The 17159-nt window shown below is 46.3% G+C and carries 14 protein-coding genes and 3 tRNA genes; 12 read left to right on the forward strand and 5 right to left on the reverse strand.

Annotated features, from left to right (window positions below; all coding sequences use genetic code 11):
- Positions 1–75: 75 nt before the first annotated feature.
- The 5 genes from rnr to rlmB are packed head-to-tail and all read right to left on the reverse strand — an operon-like array spanning position 76 to position 7055.
- Complete coding sequence (rnr, locus tag H6849_02840) at positions 76–2208, reverse strand: ribonuclease R (protein ID USO01021.1); 2133 nt, start codon at positions 2206–2208, stop codon at positions 76–78.
- Positions 2205–4571: a type I DNA topoisomerase gene (gene topA / locus H6849_02845; GenBank protein ID USO01022.1), complete on the reverse strand. Its 2367-nt coding sequence runs from the start codon at positions 4569–4571 to the stop codon at positions 2205–2207. The genes rnr and topA overlap by 4 nt, the downstream gene beginning before the upstream one ends.
- A gap of 23 nt (positions 4572–4594) precedes the next feature.
- Positions 4595–5737, reverse strand: a complete 1143-nt coding sequence (dprA, locus tag H6849_02850) for a DNA-protecting protein DprA (protein ID USO01023.1) — start codon at positions 5735–5737, stop codon at positions 4595–4597.
- Positions 5738–5739: 2 nt separating this feature from the next.
- Positions 5740–6333: a glycerol-3-phosphate acyltransferase gene (locus tag H6849_02855; GenBank protein USO01024.1), complete on the reverse strand. Its 594-nt coding sequence runs from the start codon at positions 6331–6333 to the stop codon at positions 5740–5742.
- Positions 6334–6335: 2 nt separating this feature from the next.
- Positions 6336–7055, reverse strand: a complete 720-nt coding sequence (gene rlmB, locus H6849_02860; GenBank protein USO01025.1) for a 23S rRNA (guanosine(2251)-2'-O)-methyltransferase RlmB — start codon at positions 7053–7055, stop codon at positions 6336–6338.
- A 280-nt stretch (positions 7056–7335) separates the two neighbouring features.
- Between rlmB and H6849_02865 the strand changes: the two genes are divergently transcribed.
- The 12 genes from H6849_02865 to rpoB all read left to right on the forward strand — a co-directional run bounded on the left by H6849_02865 (position 7336) and on the right by rpoB (position 17147).
- The gene (locus H6849_02865) at positions 7336–8085 is read left to right on the forward strand and encodes a hypothetical protein (protein USO01026.1); all 750 of its coding nucleotides are present in this window, start codon (positions 7336–7338) and stop codon (positions 8083–8085) included.
- 205 nt (positions 8086–8290) lie between these two features.
- Positions 8291–8376: transfer RNA gene (locus tag H6849_02870), tRNA-Tyr, on the forward strand.
- A 16-nt stretch (positions 8377–8392) separates the two neighbouring features.
- Positions 8393–8466 (forward strand) — tRNA-Gly (locus tag H6849_02875).
- 73 nt (positions 8467–8539) lie between these two features.
- A complete protein-coding gene (gene tuf / locus H6849_02880) occupies positions 8540–9730 on the forward strand; it encodes an elongation factor Tu (GenBank protein ID USO01027.1) in 1191 nt (396 codons plus the stop codon).
- A gap of 63 nt (positions 9731–9793) precedes the next feature.
- Positions 9794–9869 (forward strand) — tRNA-Trp (locus H6849_02885).
- Between the two features lie 19 nt (positions 9870–9888).
- Positions 9889–10086 carry a preprotein translocase subunit SecE gene (secE, locus tag H6849_02890; GenBank protein ID USO01028.1) on the forward strand — a complete coding sequence of 66 codons (198 nt, stop codon included), beginning with the start codon at positions 9889–9891 and terminating at the stop codon, positions 10084–10086.
- 1 nt (position 10087) lies between these two features.
- A complete protein-coding gene (nusG, locus tag H6849_02895; GenBank protein USO01029.1) occupies positions 10088–10618 on the forward strand; it encodes a transcription termination/antitermination protein NusG in 531 nt (176 codons plus the stop codon).
- A 97-nt stretch (positions 10619–10715) separates the two neighbouring features.
- Positions 10716–11147 (forward strand): 50S ribosomal protein L11, encoded by a 432-nt coding sequence (gene rplK / locus H6849_02900; GenBank protein USO01030.1) that lies wholly within the window; start codon positions 10716–10718, stop codon positions 11145–11147.
- Complete coding sequence (gene rplA / locus H6849_02905) at positions 11147–11833, forward strand: 50S ribosomal protein L1 (protein ID USO01031.1); 687 nt, start codon at positions 11147–11149, stop codon at positions 11831–11833. Before rplK ends, rplA begins: the two co-directional genes overlap by 1 nt.
- Positions 11834–11960: 127 nt before the next feature.
- Entirely contained in the window at positions 11961–12473 is a 513-nt protein-coding gene (rplJ, locus tag H6849_02910) for a 50S ribosomal protein L10 (protein ID USO01032.1), read from the forward strand.
- Positions 12474–12498: 25 nt separating this feature from the next.
- Positions 12499–12867, forward strand: coding sequence for a 50S ribosomal protein L7/L12 (gene rplL / locus H6849_02915; protein USO01033.1), 369 nt, complete (start codon positions 12499–12501; stop codon positions 12865–12867).
- 95 nt (positions 12868–12962) lie between these two features.
- A complete protein-coding gene (rpoB, locus tag H6849_02920; protein ID USO01034.1) occupies positions 12963–17147 on the forward strand; it encodes a DNA-directed RNA polymerase subunit beta in 4185 nt (1394 codons plus the stop codon).
- Positions 17148–17159: the final 12 nt, after the last annotated feature.

Genomic DNA, 17159 nt, shown 5'->3' on the forward strand with positions numbered 1-17159 from the left:
TCTTTCACAGCCTGGCTTTTCACCTTCAGATAAAAAAATTCTATAGTTTTGATGGTAATTTTTTCTCGTAATTTATTAATGCAAGGCGATTTCTGCCACAGATTGGAGGCGCTTTTTTATCGCAAGAAGTAGCTTCTTTCGCAGGGGATCTGCTTCAACGACGGTAACAACAACAATATCTCCAAGGCTCCAGATATGTTTTCCTCGTTGGCCGACCATACGATTGGTTTTGTGATCATAGCTGTATCGATCGCCCAATAATGTTTCACGTGGAACAAATCCGGAAGCAGGATAGTCATCAAGTTCTACGTAAAGGCCAAATTTGGTAACCCCATCAATAATACCTTTGAAAGACCCTCCCCTGTGACCTTTCAGATAATTAATCATATAGCGTTCCCGCAACGAGCGTTCTGCCATATCTGCTTGGTGTTCTCGTTGCGTGATGTGGTTCGCAATGCGCTCAACTTCAGGCCGATTAAAGGGTGTGTGTTTCTCACGTCCCATGGCATGCAGAATGGCACGGTGCACAACAAAGTCAGCATAGCGACGAATAGGGGATGTAAAATGGGCATATTGTGGCAAATTCAACCCAAAATGCCCTTGGTTTTCTGGATTGTAAATGGCACGAGTTTGCGTGCGTAAAACTAATTTACTCACGAGGCGCTGTAGGGGGCTATCCGAAACGTGTTGTAGAATTTGATCTAAGTGTTTAGGCTCGCGAATTTCACCTTTAGGGAGGGGAACACCAAGAGCCTTCAACGTGTCACGCAATTCTTTAATTTTCAAAGGATCTGGAATTTCATGGGTGCGATAGATCGCTTGTGTTTTGTGTTGCTGCAACATGTGGGCTGCTGCAACATTTGCAAGGATCATAAACTCCTCAATAATGCGGTGACTATCGTAACGGTCGGCCGTCGCAAAAGATGTTTCTTCCGTTGTGGAATCAACGTGTATTTCAGTTTCAGGTAGATCAACGTTTAGCGTACCTCGATGTTGGCGTGCGCGTCGCAAAGCATGGTATGCACCAAGAAGATGATTCAGTTGGACAGTATCAAAACCTTTGGGTGCGTCAATCTCCCTCCCATCTAGATGGTTCTGCACTTGTTGATACGTCAATCGTGCGTGCGAGCGCATCAGAGCCCGCACAAATTTATAACGTTTACGGATGCCATTTTTATCAATCCATAAGTGAACCGCCAGACATGCACGATCCTCGTGTGGTTTCAAGGAACATAAATCATTTGATAGTTTTTCTGGAAGCATAGGAACAACGCGATCAGGAAAATAGACAGAGTTTCCACGGTTTTGGGCTTCGCGATCAAGCGCAGAGTTTGGTTGTACATAATAGCTGACATCTGCAATAGCTACCACGAGGTGCCATCCGTCCGGGTTGTCTGGATCTGGTTCCGCAAAAATAGCATCATCAAAATCCCGGGCATGGGCCCCATCAACCGTTACAAGTGGCATGTTCCGAAGGTCCACACGATCAGCAATCGTTGGTATAGTGCCTTTTTCAGCTTCGTTAAGGGCATCGGGATGAAACGCAAGAGGCAGCTTATAGTTGTGTAGGGTAATCAACCCTAAAATATGAGAATCGGTGCAGTGACCAAGAATCTCTTCGACGGTTGCATGGAAGGTGCGGTGCTTCTGGGAAATTTTTGCAAGCACAATATCGCCTGATTTTGGGTGATGGCCATTGCCATCTACAGAAATCTTGGGTGGCCACCCACGTTCTGTGGGTTCGATAAAATCCCCCTGAGGGTGACAAGTGTAAACACCAGTAATGCGTGTTGTTTGATTCGTGATGGTTTCAATGATCTTAGCTGTATAGGCATAACTTTCCAGTTTTTCCTCAATACGCACCTTGAGGCGATCGCCAATACGGTGATAGGTTTTCTCATTTTCTTGTATATGAATTAACCCTGCAAGATGTCCGGCATCGGGGCGGGCGAGAATATTACCTCTCTCATCAATCTCACTAATGACAACAATAAGAATTTTGGGGAGTGGTAACCGTGAGAGTTTATTGCGAAAAATCTGGAGGTGTCCATCCTCACATAGCTGACGAATGATATGTCGTAAGTTGTTACGGTTGTTGGCGGTAATCTTAAAGGCTCGAGCTAACTCCCGCCGCGTGACCTCTCCCCGATTTTGCTCAATATAATGAAGAATCTCTGCAGATGTGGGAAAAGGGATTTCTGTGCTCATTTTTTCGCTTTGCGTCCGAACGCTCGGGGAGGAGCGGATTTCTTTTTTGTGTAAAGGTCAATTGCTTCCGCTAAGGATATCTCAAAAATATCCATGGATGAAGGAATAGATGCGAAAATTTTGCCAACCTTCACATAGGGACCAAATCGCCCTATATTAAGAACAACATCATCACCGGACTCCTCTTCCTTACCAAGAGTTTTCGGTAGCTGTCCTATTTCAATGGCTTTTTCTAAGGTTAGGTTGGTGGGTGTAACACCGCGCGGCAGTGTGGCACGCTTAGGCTTTTCTTTGGGTTTTGTAGCCTCACCCCACTGTAGGTAGGCCCCGTATGGGCCTTTGCGAAGGGTTATTTCAAGCCCTGACACAGGATCTGTACCAAGGAGTTTTGGCTCATTGGATTCTGCCCCATCACCCTCAGTGATGCTCTCTTCCGCAGTGCTTTGATCCATAAATTGTCGTGTGAACTTACATTCAGGATAGCGTGAGCAGCCAATAAAACCCCCAAACTTCCCAAGTTTAAGGCTCAGAGTTCCACCATCTGTCTTGCTACAACTGGGACAGGAGCGATCTTTCTGTGCACCAAAAAGAAACTGTGCAAGGTCATCATTCAGCCTATCCAGCACCTCAGAGGTGCGCAGTTCCCCTGCATCGGCAATTTTTGCTGTGAAATTTTGCCAAAAATCCCCTAAAACAGTGAGCCATGCTTTTTCGCCACGAGAAATTTCATCAAGGCTTTCTTCAAGGTTTGCGGTAAAATCATAAGCGACATACTTATTGAAAAAATGCTCCAAGAAGGCAGTTACTATGCGTCCTCGAGACTCGGGAATAAATTGCTTTTTCTCTAGGCGCACATAGTTCCGCTCCAGTAAGGTTGAGATAATCGAGGCGTAGGTGGAGGGACGTCCGATTCCTAGCTCCTCGAGTTTTTTGACCAGACTTGCCTCTGAGTAGCGGGGAGGAGGTTGGGTGAAATGCTGATGCCCTGTAACAGTCTTCGCATCGGCACGTTCATTGGATTTAACGGGTGGGAGAAGATTTTCTGTTTCGTCGTCCTCATCTGCTTCATCCCTGCCCTCACGATACACACGTTGAAACCCATCAAAGGTACACGTTGAACCTGTTGCACGAAACGTATGATCTTTTGATGCATCATTGATGGTGACGCTTAACTGGTCATAGCGAGCGTTTGCCATTTGGGACGCTGCCATGCGTTGCCACACAATTGTATAAAGCTTGAGCTGATCATCATCAAGATAGGTTTTGACCCCATCAGGGGTGCGGGTGATATCTGTCGGACGTATTGCTTCATGGGCTTCTTGAGCATTCTTGGTTTTCGTCGCATAAACGCGCGCATCTGCAGGCAGATAATCACCACCATATGCTTTTGCAATGTGTGTTCGTGCCCCTGCAATAGCTTCTTGGGAAACTGTTACACCGTCTGTACGCATGTAAGTAATTAAACCGATACTTTCAGCACCTATGTTAATTCCTTCATACAGTTGCTGGGCAATACGCATGGTTTTGCGGGCACCAAACCCTAGTTTTCGTGCTGCCTCTTGTTGCAACGTGGAGGTTGTGAAAGGTGCAGCAGGCTTGCGTTGCGTTTGTTTTGTCTCAACAGAGGAGATAGCATAGGTGAGATCTTTGAGGGTTGCGACCACATCTTGCGTTTGCGTCTCCTTGATCAAGGAAAATTTATCAAGCTTTTCACCTTTGTAGGATACTAGTTTTGCGACAAATGGTTTGTGGGTACCAACAAGAAATTGTCCCTCAACATGCCAATACTCTTGGGCGTTGAAGCCTTCTATTTCTGTTTCACGTTCTGTAATGAGGCGCAGTGCTACAGACTGGACTCGCCCTGCTGAACGGCTTCCAGGGAGTTTTCGCCATAAGATGGGAGACAGGGAAAAACCGACAAGGTAATCAAGAGAGCGACGCGCAAGATAAGCATCAACCAAATTCTGGTCAACTTCACGGCCCTTAGCAATGGCTTCGGTGACAGCTCGTTTGGTGATTTCGTGAAAAACAACCCGTGTAATTGGTTGATCCTTGAGTACTTTTTTTTCACGCAGAGCTTCAACAATGTGCCAAGAAATTGCCTCTCCTTCGCGGTCTGGATCGGTTGCTAGAATAAGGCTACTTCCCTCTTTAACAAGCTTTGCAATAGCAGTAATTTGTTTTTTGGCCCGAGGGTCACTTTCCCACACCATAGCAAAATTTGCATCAGGGTTGACGGAGCCATCCTTGGAGGGAAGATCACGAATGTGTCCCATAGAGGCAATGACCTCATAGGTGTTGCCGAGATATTTTTGGATGGTACGCGCCTTAGCGGGCGATTCAACAATAACAATTTTTGCCATAGGGCTGGGAAACCTCCACTATACTAGTAAGTCAAGACAAGTGATTGATCGTGGGTGCGTGCGATCTTTCCTTCAAGTTCAAGCTCTGCGATCAGCTGACACAGAGTATCCATTGATGTTTTGCATTTTACGGCAAGGTCGTCAATGGGTGTTGGGCTGAAACTGAGGAGTTCTAACACTTGCTGGTGAGCCGCTGTGTATCCTTCAAGAATTGATGAGTCAGGAAAAAATGAGGGTGATTGGGTTTTTTGTGCCCGTTGATGAAAAATAGGTGTTTTGGCAAAACAGTTTTCTATAATATCCGTTGCGGTGCTAAGGGGGATAGCTCCTTGCTTGAGCAACTCAATGCTTCCGATAAAGCGAGGATCTTCGGGGAAACCAGGAATGACGTAGATATCTTTCCCGAGTTCGTTTCCGAGGCGGGCTGTTATAAGGGATCCTGACCTTGCACCCGCTTCAGCGACGAGAATAGATTGAGACAACGCGGCAATTATACGGTTCCGGCGCGGAAAGTTTTGGGCACGAGGAGGAGTCCCAGGGGGGAACTCACTAATAATGAGCCCATTCAATTTTTCTAACGTATCAAAAAGTGCCCTATTCTCCTGGGGGTAGATGACATCAGTTCCGCACCCAAGAACCGCAATTGTGCCAGTTGAAAGGCTTGCTTCATGCGCACAGGTATCAATGCCCTTTGCAAAACCTGACGTAATAATATATCCATGGGCCCCCAATTCCCGGACAATTTTCTGGACAAACTTTTGTGTATTGAGAGACGCATTACGCGCGCCGACCACCCCAATTTGTGGTACTGATAAAAGGGTGTTTTTTCCACGATACCACAGTACTGATGGAGCGTCGTCCAGCTGAAAAAGACAATCAGGGTAGTGCGTATCACACGCAAGAATATAACCCGTATTTTGGGGGACTTGTTCTATTTTTTCTATTGATAGCGTGTGTGGATATAGATAATCATGCTCTTCAAGAAACGCGTCTATTTGATGAGACCAGGGTGCCTCTCGCGCCAAGGATATGGGCGATCTTTTTTCTTTGTGATAGGCACGCAACAAGGGCGCTTTCATTCCCTTACAGCGGGCAAGAGCGTACCAATACCTACTGTTCATGGGGTCATGGGGGGCGTGGCCAGAAATGTTTGTGTAGGATGTCACGGTTAAATACGCCCCTCTTCTGCGTAAACAAGGCGTTGAATGTTTCCACGATGTTGCCATATAATCAGGGCATACATGATGCCTCCATAGAGAAATGCAATGTGTTGGGCGTAAAGCCCGTACCCAAGGCTCAAAGATATCCCTGTTAATGTCCCGAGTGACGACAGGCGTGTGGCTTTAATAATAATGAGGGCGGGAATAACCCCCAGAAGTGTCATCGCATAGGGAAAGTAATCATGTGTAAAAATTATCCCCAAGAAAACCGCAATACCTTTGCCCCCCTTAAATCCTAACCAGAGTGGCCAGCAGTGCCCAATGATCAGGATAATCCCTGAGAAACCTATTTCATGGACATTGGCCCCGATATGCTTAAGAAAAGCAAGGCACCCGTATGCTTTTGCCGTGTCACAGGCGAGTGTTGCAATGCCGGCAAGTGTGCTCCCTGATCGCAAGGCATTGGTTGCTCCAACGCTTCCGGACCCAAATCGGCGAATATCTTTGTGCGTGAGGACTTTTGTAAAGATATAACCAAACGGGATCGCTCCAATAAAATATGCAAGTATGTAATATAGAGGGGGGTGTGCAAGGAGATCCATGGTTATTTGTGCCCTAAAGTAAGTGTGGAAAGTGTAACAGCCGTTGCAACGGATACATTGAGTGTGGGAAAATTGGGATTGGTTGCTATACGAGCTGTGATATCACAATTTTTGAGAACTTGGGGGCGAATTCCCTTCCCTTCTGATCCCATCACCACTGCGAGCTTCTCGTATGTTGGGACTTTATCCAGTGTTGTTTGTGCATGCTCACTTAAGCCCAAACACCAATAGCCGTTTTCCTTCAATGTTTCTTGCGTGGCTGCAATGTTGCCGACGCGGGTGATAGGGACGTACTCAAGGGCTCCGCAGGCTGCTTTTACAAGACTTGGTGTTTCTGTGGCAGGCGTTTGACGGTCATGGCATATAATTCCCTTGACGCCGAAGGCGGCACATGTGCGAACAATGGCGCCAATATTTTGAGGATCGGTGAGATTATCTAAGATGAGCAGAGTGTGCGCGCCTTTGTTTTTGGCAAGGTGTTTCAAAAGATTCCCGAGATTGGGTTGGGGAAGGGGGTCACAATAGAGGATCACTCCTTGATGAACGGCATCATTGCCACATATGCGACTCATTGCTCCCATTTCGAGAATATCATGAGGAATTCCTGCGCCAATATTTAGCATCGTTGCTGCTGAAGTGCTGGTGAGAAGTCTGTACAGCGTCCGTTGAGGGTTTCTCAGTGCGTGTTGCACAGAGTGCGTGCCATAAATAAAATGCTTCACGTCAGAAAAACTACAATTTTTCAAACAATATAAGCGGTTACGACTACTGGTGAAAGATATTATTCACAGAACGTTGAAGAATTTGGTGTTTTTGTGAAAAACACCAATAGCAAGTGTGCGTTCATAAGACTACATCCCCTCTTGTTGGCGTCTAAGAGAAGCCATAACTATTGTTGAAAAATATGGTTTTTATATTCTAATGCTCCTTATTTATAAATAATTTAACCGTTTTTAAACAGATATTGTGTATGATGAGGTGATTAAAAAGATTCTTAATTAAATGAAAAAGCTTATTAAATATTATATTTTTTCAATGGTTTTTCTTGTATTTGTTTACGTGACTGTGGGTTCGGGAAAGCTCTTTGCGCGTTATTCCGGCGAGTCTGATCGACAGGAAAACAGCAGAGTGTATGACCTCGTTCGTAATGTTGATCGCATGATGTCAGAGTTAGAAAGTATGCGTCGTTCCCTCATGTCCTTTCAGTCGGATCAATCGAGCGATCCGGTGACGGATAGAACATCAAGAACTTTTGAGCCATCGACGGGGGGCGCGATTGAAAACTTCAGGTTCTTTATTAAAAACACCGATGGCTCTTTTGATCCCAGCCACGACGGAGTTGTTATTGCACACCAACAGCAAGGCTCTGGTATGCAACGAGAGGGAAGCTCTGGCCATATGAGTCGTATCGTTGCCACCGTACCGCGCTTGGATGCGCGGCGGGTTGATCGATACACGGGCGAACAGGATGTGCCTGATGTTCTAAAAAATAGCACGCGGCGATTAACACTTACGCTCGTGGAGCGTTTCTCCGGCCGTGTTGGCGATTTTCGAGAGGAAAACATTAGAGTTTCTGCCTCATGTTTATTTCAAGGGCGCCCTGTAGAGAACATTGATCCTGCAACAATCGGCGGTAGTATCAATATCCATACCTATAAAGATAACCTTGGGAAAGCACGGTGTGATGTTTATGCCAATAGGCCGGATCTTGAGCATGCGCTGAGGAATCGAGAGAATGGAAATGGCCCTTAATGAGGGATTTTTATTTCCTAAGATTAGCTTAATCTCACAGTAATGTTCACACCCTTTTTTGATAACCTCAGCAGTTTTTACGTACGAGGTGCCTGTGTGATTCCCTCGCAGGCATTTTTTGCATACTCTTTTTTGCGTGGAAATGTTTTTTGGTATTACGCCTTGAGATCCTGAAAGTTTTGGTGTAAAGACGTAATGGGTATCTGGAGGGATGGCCGAGCGGTCAAAGGCAACAGACTGTAAATCTGTCGACGTATGTCTACGTAGGTTCAAATCCTACTCCCTCCACCACCCTGGGAAATGTTGTGCGGGTGTAGCTTAGTGGTAAAGCTCCAGCCTTCCAAGCTGGCTACGTGGGTCCGATTCCCATCACCCGCTCCATCAATACCATTCCCCACGGTTATTTTTGTGTTATGAGTATATTAAGTAATTCTATAAAGGGTGTGAAAAAAACATGTCGAAAGAGAAGTTTTTGCGGGATAAGCCGCATTGTAATATAGGAACGATTGGTCACGTGGATCACGGTAAGACGACGTTGACCGCAGCGATTACGAAGGTGTTGTCTGAGTCTGGTGGAGCGGTGTTTAAGGCGTATGATCAGATTGATGGAGCTCCTGAGGAGCGTGCGCGTGGTATTACGATTTCGACGGCCCACGTAGAGTATGAGACAGGCAATCGTCATTATGCGCATGTGGACTGTCCTGGTCATGCGGACTATGTGAAGAATATGATTACCGGTGCGGCTCAGATGGATGGAGCTATTTTGGTTGTTTCTGCTGCTGATGGTCCGATGCCTCAGACCCGGGAGCATATTTTGTTGGCGCGTCAGGTTGGTGTTCCAGCGATTGTTGTTTTTATGAACAAGGTTGATCAGGTTGATGATCCTGAGTTGTTGGAGTTGGTTGAGCTTGAGATCCGTGAGCTGTTATCGAGCTATGATTTTCCTGGTGATGATATTCCTGTGGTGAAGGGTTCTGCGTTGTGTGCGCTTGAGAATCGTGATGCGGAGCGTGGTTCTGAGGCGATTAAGTCACTGATGAGTGAGGTTGATCGTTATATACCTCAGCCTGAGCGTGCGGTAGACAAGCCGTTTTTGATGCCTGTTGAAGATGTGTTTTCGATTTCTGGTCGTGGTACGGTTGTGACGGGACGTATTGAGAGTGGTGTTGTGAAGGTTGGTGAGGAAGTATCGATTGTTGGTGTTCGTGATACGACGAAGACAGTTGTGACGGGTGTTGAGATGTTTCGCAAGCTGTTGGATCAGGGTGAAGCTGGTGATAATGTTGGATTGTTGTTGCGCGGTACGAAGCGTGAGGATGTGGAGCGTGGTCAGGTTTTGGCGAAGCCTGGTTCGATTACCCCTCATACGAAGTTTGAGGGAGAGGTATATATTCTGACGAAGGAAGAGGGTGGTCGTCATACGCCATTTTTTAAGAACTATCGGCCACAGTTTTACTTCCGTACGACGGATGTGACGGGTACGGTTGAGTTACCGGATGGCGTTGAGATGGTTATGCCTGGCGATAACGTGAAAGTGGTTGTTGAGTTAATAGCCCCTATTGCGATGGAAGAGGGTCTGCGTTTTGCTATCCGTGAGGGTGGGCGTACGGTCGGAGCCGGTGTCGTCGCTAAGATTATTAAATAAGGAATTTATACGTAATGATCATAAGGGGGTAGGGTGTTTGCTCATGCCCCCATTGTGTGTTATAGGAGTGTAGCTCAACTGGTAGAGCGTCGGTCTCCAAAACCGAAGGTTGGGGGTTCGATCCCCTCCACTCCTGCCAACCTGATAACGAGGAATATATGTCGAAATTAACTCCTGCGCACTTTGTTCGCCAAGTTCGTCAAGAAATGGCGAAGATTACCTGGCCAACTCAAAAAGAAACAAGTGTTTCTATTATAATGGTTTGTGTTATGGCTGTTATTTCTGCTCTGTACTTTGCTCTTGTGGACAATACCCTCATGTTTGTTATTGGTAAAGTTCTAGGGTTTGGGGGTTAATATGGCTGCTCGTTGGTACGTCGTGCATGTTTATTCTAGTTTTGAGAAAAAAGTAGCTGAGATGATTAAAGAGCAAGCTCTTCGCAAGGGTTTGGACGGATTTATTAAAGAGGTGTTAGTTCCAACCCAGAGCGTCATAGAGGTAAAGCGTGGCGAGAAAGTGAACGCCGAGCGTCAATTTTTCCCTGGCTATGTGCTTGTTAACATGGAACTCGACGATGATGCGTGGCACATGGTGCGCAATATTCCCAAGGTGACAGGTTTTTTGGGTGCGCAAGGAAAGCCTGCCCCTGTGAGTCAAAAAGAAGTTGATCGCATTATGAATCAGCTGGAAGAGGGCGTCGCAAGTGTTCACTCGGTCGATGATTTTGAAATTGGGCAAGAAGTTCAGGTTTGTGATGGTCCTTTTTCCTCCTTCAATGGTATTGTGGAGGAAATTGATCAAGCGCGGTTGCGTCTCAAGGTGTCTGTGTCGATTTTTGGGCGTCCAACGCCTGTTGATCTTGAGTTTTCTCAGGTAAAGAAACTTTGATATTTTTTATAATAATGCTTGCATAATTTGTGTGATTCGGTAAAAGAGGCGTTATAAAGCATTGTTTTCTTCATTATTCTAAGGAACTAGGTACGTTATGGCTAAAAAAGAAATTGGAATTATAAAGCTCCAAATCCCTGCTGGGAAGGCAAACCCCGCACCGCCTGTTGGCACGGCTCTGGGTCCGATGGGTCTTAATATTATGGAGTTTTGCAAGGCCTTTAACGCAAAAACGCAAAATGATTTTGAGCCGGGAACCCCTGTTCCTGTTGTGATTACGGCCTATGCGGATCGCACGTTTACTTTTATTATGCGCAAACCTCCTGTGAGTTTCTATCTCAAAAAAGCGGCCAACCTAAAGGCAGGGAGTAAAACACCTGGTAGTGCCCTTGTTGGTAAGTTAACGATGGATGATATTCGTAAAATTGCCGCAGACAAGATGGAAGATATGAATGCGACAGATGTTGAGGCAGCCTCTCAGATGGTCGCTGGATCGGCGCGCTCAATGGGTATCGAGGTAGTGGAGTAATGACTATGGGAAAACGCATCAAAAGCATTCGTGAAAAATTGCCGCACTCTGAGGTTTCTCTCAGAGATGCTGTTGTATCAATAAAGGATTCTGCCTCTGCAAAGTTTGATGAAAGTATTGAAATTGCCATGGGTTTGAGTTTGGACACACGAAAATCTGATCAAACCATTCGTGGAATGGTTTCTCTTCCGAATGGAACGGGGAGAACGGTTCGTGTGGCTGTTTTTGCACAAGATGAAAAAGCGAAAGAAGCCAAAGCGGCTGGGGCTGATATCGTGGGTTCTGATGATCTCGTGAAAATGATCAAAGAGGGAAAGATCAACTTTGATCTATGTGTTGCAACGCCAGATATGATGGGAATGGTTGGACAGGTTGCTAAGGTTCTGGGTCCTAAGGGGCTTATGCCCACGCCTAAGTTAGGGACTGTGACGCAAGATGTTGCTGCTGCTGTTTCTTTGGCAAAGAAGGGTCAGGCTGAGTTCCGTGCCGATAAGTCGGGTATTGTTCACGCTGGTGTGGGCAAGAAAAGCTTTTCTGTTGAGTCTCTTATTGAGAACATTAAGGCCTTTGCGTCTGCGGTTGTTAAGGCCAAACCAGCAGGGGTGAAGGGTTCTTTCTTAAAGTCAGTTCATCTTTCTTCAACCATGGGTGGATCTGTAAAGGTTTTGCTTGCTGAAGTGAAATAATGAGTGTATAAGGCTCATGCGTTCGTTTGTCTGAGACCGCTGGTACGTTAAGTTTAATGATGTTCCGCCCGCGTAGATAAGCAGTCTTCTCCTACGTGCGTCCGTATTATTTATTAAGGAGTTTGAAGTGCAACGCCAAGAAAAAGAAGTTTTTGTTAGTGATTTATCACATCAGTTCCACTCAGTAGAGGCTGTTTTTGTTACAAAGCAATCTGGCCTTTCTGTTGCTCAAGCAACGGTTTTGCGTCAGCGTATCCGTAGTGTCGGGGCAAACTATCGTGTGGCTAAGAACACACTTGTTCGCCGTGCCCTTGAGGGTACAGCCTTTGAGGCGCTTCTGGGTGTATTTAGTGGCCCCACGGCTGTAACGTTTGCCACAGATCCGGTTGCTGCTGCAAAAGCAATCGTTGATTTCTCTCAGGCTAATGAAAAAATCGAGGTGATTGCCGGTGTTATGGGGGGGGTCCTTCTTTCCCGGGATGAGGTTGTTGCTCTTTCCAAGTTGCCGTCATTGGACCAATTGCGTGGTATGCTTATTGCATTAATCAGCACTCCAGCGACACGCATTGCCCGTCTTGCCTCCGAACCAGCTGCTATGACGGCGCGACTAATTTCTGCATACGCAGAAGCGAATAAATAAAGAAAACTTATAAGGAGTATACTAAATGTCTGTTGATTTAAATAAAATTGTAAATGATTTGTCTGCGTTGAGTGTTCTGCAGGCAGCGGAGCTTTCTAAGATGCTCGAAGAAAAATGGGGTGTTTCTGCGGCTGCTCCTGTTGCTGCAGCGGCTGCTGCTCCTGTCGCTGTTGTAGAAGAAAAGACTGATTTCGATGTTATTCTTGAGGCGGCCGGTGAGAAGAAGATTAATGTTATTAAAGAGGTGCGTGCCATTACGGGGCTTGGCTTAACAGAAGCTAAGGCGCTTGTGGATGGTGCTCCTAAGACAATTAAAGAGGGTGTTGCTAAGGCCGAAGCTGAGGAGCTAAAGAAGAAACTTGAGGAAGCTGGGGCAAAGGTTGCTCTCAAGTAACCTGTCTGAGTCTTAATCTTATGGAGTGCTACAGGTGTAGTGCTCCATTTTGCGCATTTGCAGGCATTTACCGTACTTAGAAGGGTTCGCAGCTTATGGCTAATTCATTTACATCGCGTCATCGTTTACGTAAGTCCTATGCTTCCATCGAAGCTGTGGCTGAGGTTCCTGACCTTATTGGTCTTCAGAAATCATCATTTGCTGATTTTTTGCAAATGAGCACGGCTCCTGCTGATAGGGGTTTGTGTGGAATTCAGGAAGTTTTTCATTCAGTTTTTCCTATTGTGGGCTATTCTGGGCGTGCGCATCTTGAATTTCTCTCCTATGAGATGGGCTCTCCTGAGTATGATGAAGATGAATGTCGCTATCGTGGTTTGACGTACGCGACTCCTTTGCGTGCAACGTTCCGTCTTGTTGTTTGGGATATTGATGAAGATACAGGTGCTCGTTCTATACGAGACATAAAAGAACAGACTATCTACATGGGCGATATGCCTATGATGACTGATCATGGTACTTTTATTGTCAATGGTGTTGAGCGTGTTATTGTTTCGCAAATGCATCGCTCCCCGGGTGTGTTTTTTGATCATGATTTTGGCAAAACGCACGCTTCGGGGAAATACCTGTTCTCGGCTCGCGTGATTCCTTATCGTGGTTCTTGGTTGGATCTTGAGTTTGATGCCAAAGATATTCTGTATGTTCGCATTGATAGAAAACGCAAGGTCCCTGTAACGACCTTACTCATGTGTTTGGATAATGCTGATACGGCAAATAAGCGTTTGAAGGCTGGTGTTCTCGATGCTTTTCCGAGTGCCTCTCTGGATTTCGAGGTTGCGGGCATGTCTCGTGAGGATATATTAAATACTTTCTACGCTCCACAGCAGGTGACTCAAAAAAATAAAAGTTGGAGTATTCCCTTTGATGCAGAGGCTTGGCGTTCACAAAAGTTAACGGACGATTTGGTCGATGCAACATCTGGCAGTGTTCTTGTTGAAAAAGGGACACGCTTGACCCCTCGCATTCTTAAGAAATTGGCGGAACAAAAAGTAACAAACATTCTTGTTTCATCAGAATCCTTGATGGGTCGATTTGTGGCGCGGACTCTTACCAATAAATCCACAGGTGAGGTCATTGCTGAGGCGGGGGATGAAATCACGGATACCCTTTTGGCGTCGTTGGACGCTCACAACGTCACCTCCTTTGAGATTTTGAATATTGATTTCGTCCATGTAGGGCCTTATTTGCGCAATACGCTGGCGATTGATAAAAACATGTCCCGTGCCGAAGCGCTTGCAGATATCTATCGTGTTTTGCGCCCTGGCGAGCCTCCCACCCTTGAGGGTTCAGAGGCTCTTTTCTATGGACTTTTCTTTGATAAGGATAAGTATGATCTCTCTGCTGTTGGTCGTGTAAAAATGAACTCGCGGTTGGGTCTTTCTCTGCCTGACGATCACCGTGTTCTTTCGCGCGACGATATTATTCGTATGATTAAAATCCTCCTTGAGCTTAAGGATGGCCGTGGGGATATCGATGATATTGATAACCTAGCGAATCGCCGTGTGCGCTCGGTGGGTGAGTTGCTGGAAAATCACTACCGTTTGGGTCTCTTGCGCATGGAGCGCACCATTCGTGAGCGCATGGGTTCCGTGGATATTGAAACCGCCATGCCCCATGACTTGATCAACGCAAAACCAGCAGCGGCATCGCTGCGTGAATTTTTTGGATCTTCACAGCTTTCTCAGTTCATGGATCAAACAAATCCTCTTTCAGAAGTTACCCATAAGCGCCGCTTATCTGCGTTGGGCCCCGGTGGATTGTCTCGAGATCGTGCAACGTTTGAGGTGCGCGATGTCCATCCCACGCATTATGGCCGAATATGCCCGATTGAAACACCCGAGGGTCAAAACATTGGTTTAATTAACTCCTTGGCATCCTATGCGCGTGTGAATAAATATGGGTTTATTGAAACTCCATACCGTAAAGTAGTTGATGGCAAAGTAACATCAGATGTTTTGTACTTGTCTGCGATGGAGGAGTGGCGTTGCACCATTGCCCAGGCAAATGCGCCTGTGAATGACAATGGGACCTTTGAGCAAGAGTTCGTGAATTGTCGCAAGGCGGGTGACTTTATTATTGCCCCCCCAGGAGATGTTGATTATATCGATGTGTCACCAAAACAGGTTGTTTCGGTAGCTGCAGCATTAGTTCCGTTCTTGGAAAATGATGATGGTAACCGGGCTCTTATGGGGGCAAATATGCAGCGTCAGGCTGTTCCACTTATTGTCTCTGAGGCGCCACTCGTTGGCACAGGCATGGAAAAAGTGGTAGCCCAGGACTCTGGGGTCGTGATTCGTGCGCGTCACTCTGGAGTTGTGGATCAAGTTGATGCAAACCGCATCGTGGTTCGCGTTGATGTTTCTGATAATGATGGAACGCCAGGAGTGGATATTTATAATCTGAAAAAATACCAACGAACGAACCACAGTACCTGCTTAAACCAGCGCCCCATTGTGTGTGTGGGTGATATGGTTACCAAAGGCGATGTCATTGTTGATGGTCCTTCGACAGATGAGGGAGAATTAGCACTGGGCCGGAATGTTTTGGTCGGATTTTTGTCCTGGAACGGCTATAACTTTGAAGACTCTATCATTATCTCTGAGCGGATCGCTCGTGATGACGTTTTCACTTCGATCCATTTGGATGAATTTGAAATAATGGCTCGCGATACCAAGTTAGGACATGAGGAGATCACCCGTGATATTCCTAATGTGGGTGATGAAGCGCTGCGCCATTTGGATGAAACTGGAATTGTGTCTATTGGTGCAGAAGTGGAGCCAGGAGATATTTTAGTAGGTAAGGTGACCCCTAAGGGTGAGGCGCCTGTAACACCGGAAGAAAAACTGCTTCGTGCGATTTTTGGCGAGAAAGCATCAGACGTTCGGGATAGTTCAATGCGTGTGCCGCCGGGAATAACGGGGACGGTTGTTGATGTGCGGGTTTTTTCACGCCGAGGTGTTGAGAAAGATGAGCGCGCATTAGCCATTGAGCAGGCGGAGATCTCTCGGATGGTGAACGACCGTGAGGATGAGCGAAAGATTCTTGAGCGTGCTTTTTACGCGAATCTGCGAGAGGTTCTTCTCGGGAATGTTGTGGCCAAAACACATAAAGATATGAAAAAAGGCACCGAGATTACAGAAAATGCTCTTGAGACGCTTGGGAAGCTTGAGTGGAAAAATATTACAGTTTCTGATGAGGCGGTTGTTTTGACGCTTGATGCGATTAAGAAAAAACATCTCGAAACAATAGACGCGTTAATGGAGCGCTATGATCATAAAATTGAAAAACTCCGTCGGGGGGATGAATTAGCCCCGGGAGTTTTGAAGATGGTCAAGGTCTTTATTGCTGTAAAGCGCAAGCTGCAGCCGGGTGATAAAATGGCCGGCCGTCATGGTAACAAGGGTGTTGTTTCTTTCGTGGCTCCTATTGAAGATATGCCTTATCTTGAAGATGGCACTCCTGTTGATATGATCTTGAATCCTCTTGGTCTTCCCTCGCGGATGAACGTTGGGCAAATTCTCGAGACTCACCTTGGTTGGGCCTCTGCGGGACTTGGTCATCAGGTTCGCGCGTTATTGGATAAGGTGGAAAAAGACGGTACAGGCAAAACAGAAGATCTGCGCCAGGGGCTTAAAGCAATTTATCACAATACAAAAGATGCCAAAGAGATTGATGCGCGCTCGGATGACGAAATTCTGAGGATGAGTGCGCGTCTTTCGCATGGTGTTCCCATGGCTACGCCTGTTTTTGATGGTGCGCATGAAGGCGACATTGTGGATGAGCTAGAGCGGGCAGGTCTAGATGTTTCTGGTCAAGTTACACTCTATGACGGCCGGACAGGTGAGGCTTTTGATCGCTCGGTTACTGTTGGTTATATGTATATTTTGAAACTTCACCATTTGGTTGATGACAAAATTCATGCACGTTCAATTGGGCGCTATAGTCTTGTGACGCAACAACCACTGGGTGGTAAGGCTCAATTTGGTGGCCAAAGATTTGGTGAAATGGAGGTCTGGGCACTCGAAGCGTATGGGGCTGCTTATACTCTTCAAGAAATGCTAACCGTTAAATCTGACGATGTATCTGGGCGTACAAAAGTCTACGAATCTATTGTTCGAGGGGATACAACATTTGAGGCGGGGGTTCCGGAATCATTTAACGTTCTGGTCCAAGAGCTAAGATCACTCTGTTTGAACATCGAGCTTGGTAAACAGGCCGCATAACTAATCTAGGAA

The organism is Alphaproteobacteria bacterium (assembly GCA_023898725.1).
GTDB lineage: Bacteria > Pseudomonadota > Alphaproteobacteria > JAUHZC01 > JAUHZC01.

What these genes read in the sequence shown, in the direction of transcription:
- secE (USO01028.1), top strand. Translation starts at nt 9,889, where the DNA reads ATGTCGAAATTAACTCCTGCGCACTTTGTTCGCCAAGTTCGTCAAGAA.
- rplL (USO01033.1), top strand. Translation starts at nt 12,499, where the DNA reads ATGTCTGTTGATTTAAATAAAATTGTAAATGATTTGTCTGCGTTGAGT.
- rpoB (USO01034.1), top strand. Translation starts at nt 12,963, where the DNA reads ATGGCTAATTCATTTACATCGCGTCATCGTTTACGTAAGTCCTATGCT.
- H6849_02855 (USO01024.1), bottom strand. Translation starts at nt 6,333, where the DNA reads ATGGATCTCCTTGCACACCCCCCTCTATATTACATACTTGCATATTTT.
- topA (USO01022.1), bottom strand. Translation starts at nt 4,571, where the DNA reads ATGGCAAAAATTGTTATTGTTGAATCGCCCGCTAAGGCGCGTACCATC.
- tuf (USO01027.1), top strand. Translation starts at nt 8,540, where the DNA reads ATGTCGAAAGAGAAGTTTTTGCGGGATAAGCCGCATTGTAATATAGGA.
- nusG (USO01029.1), top strand. Translation starts at nt 10,088, where the DNA reads ATGGCTGCTCGTTGGTACGTCGTGCATGTTTATTCTAGTTTTGAGAAA.
- rplK (USO01030.1), top strand. Translation starts at nt 10,716, where the DNA reads ATGGCTAAAAAAGAAATTGGAATTATAAAGCTCCAAATCCCTGCTGGG.
- H6849_02865 (USO01026.1), top strand. Translation starts at nt 7,336, where the DNA reads ATGAAAAAGCTTATTAAATATTATATTTTTTCAATGGTTTTTCTTGTA.
- rplA (USO01031.1), top strand. Translation starts at nt 11,147, where the DNA reads ATGACTATGGGAAAACGCATCAAAAGCATTCGTGAAAAATTGCCGCAC.
- rnr (USO01021.1), bottom strand. Translation starts at nt 2,208, where the DNA reads ATGAGCACAGAAATCCCTTTTCCCACATCTGCAGAGATTCTTCATTAT.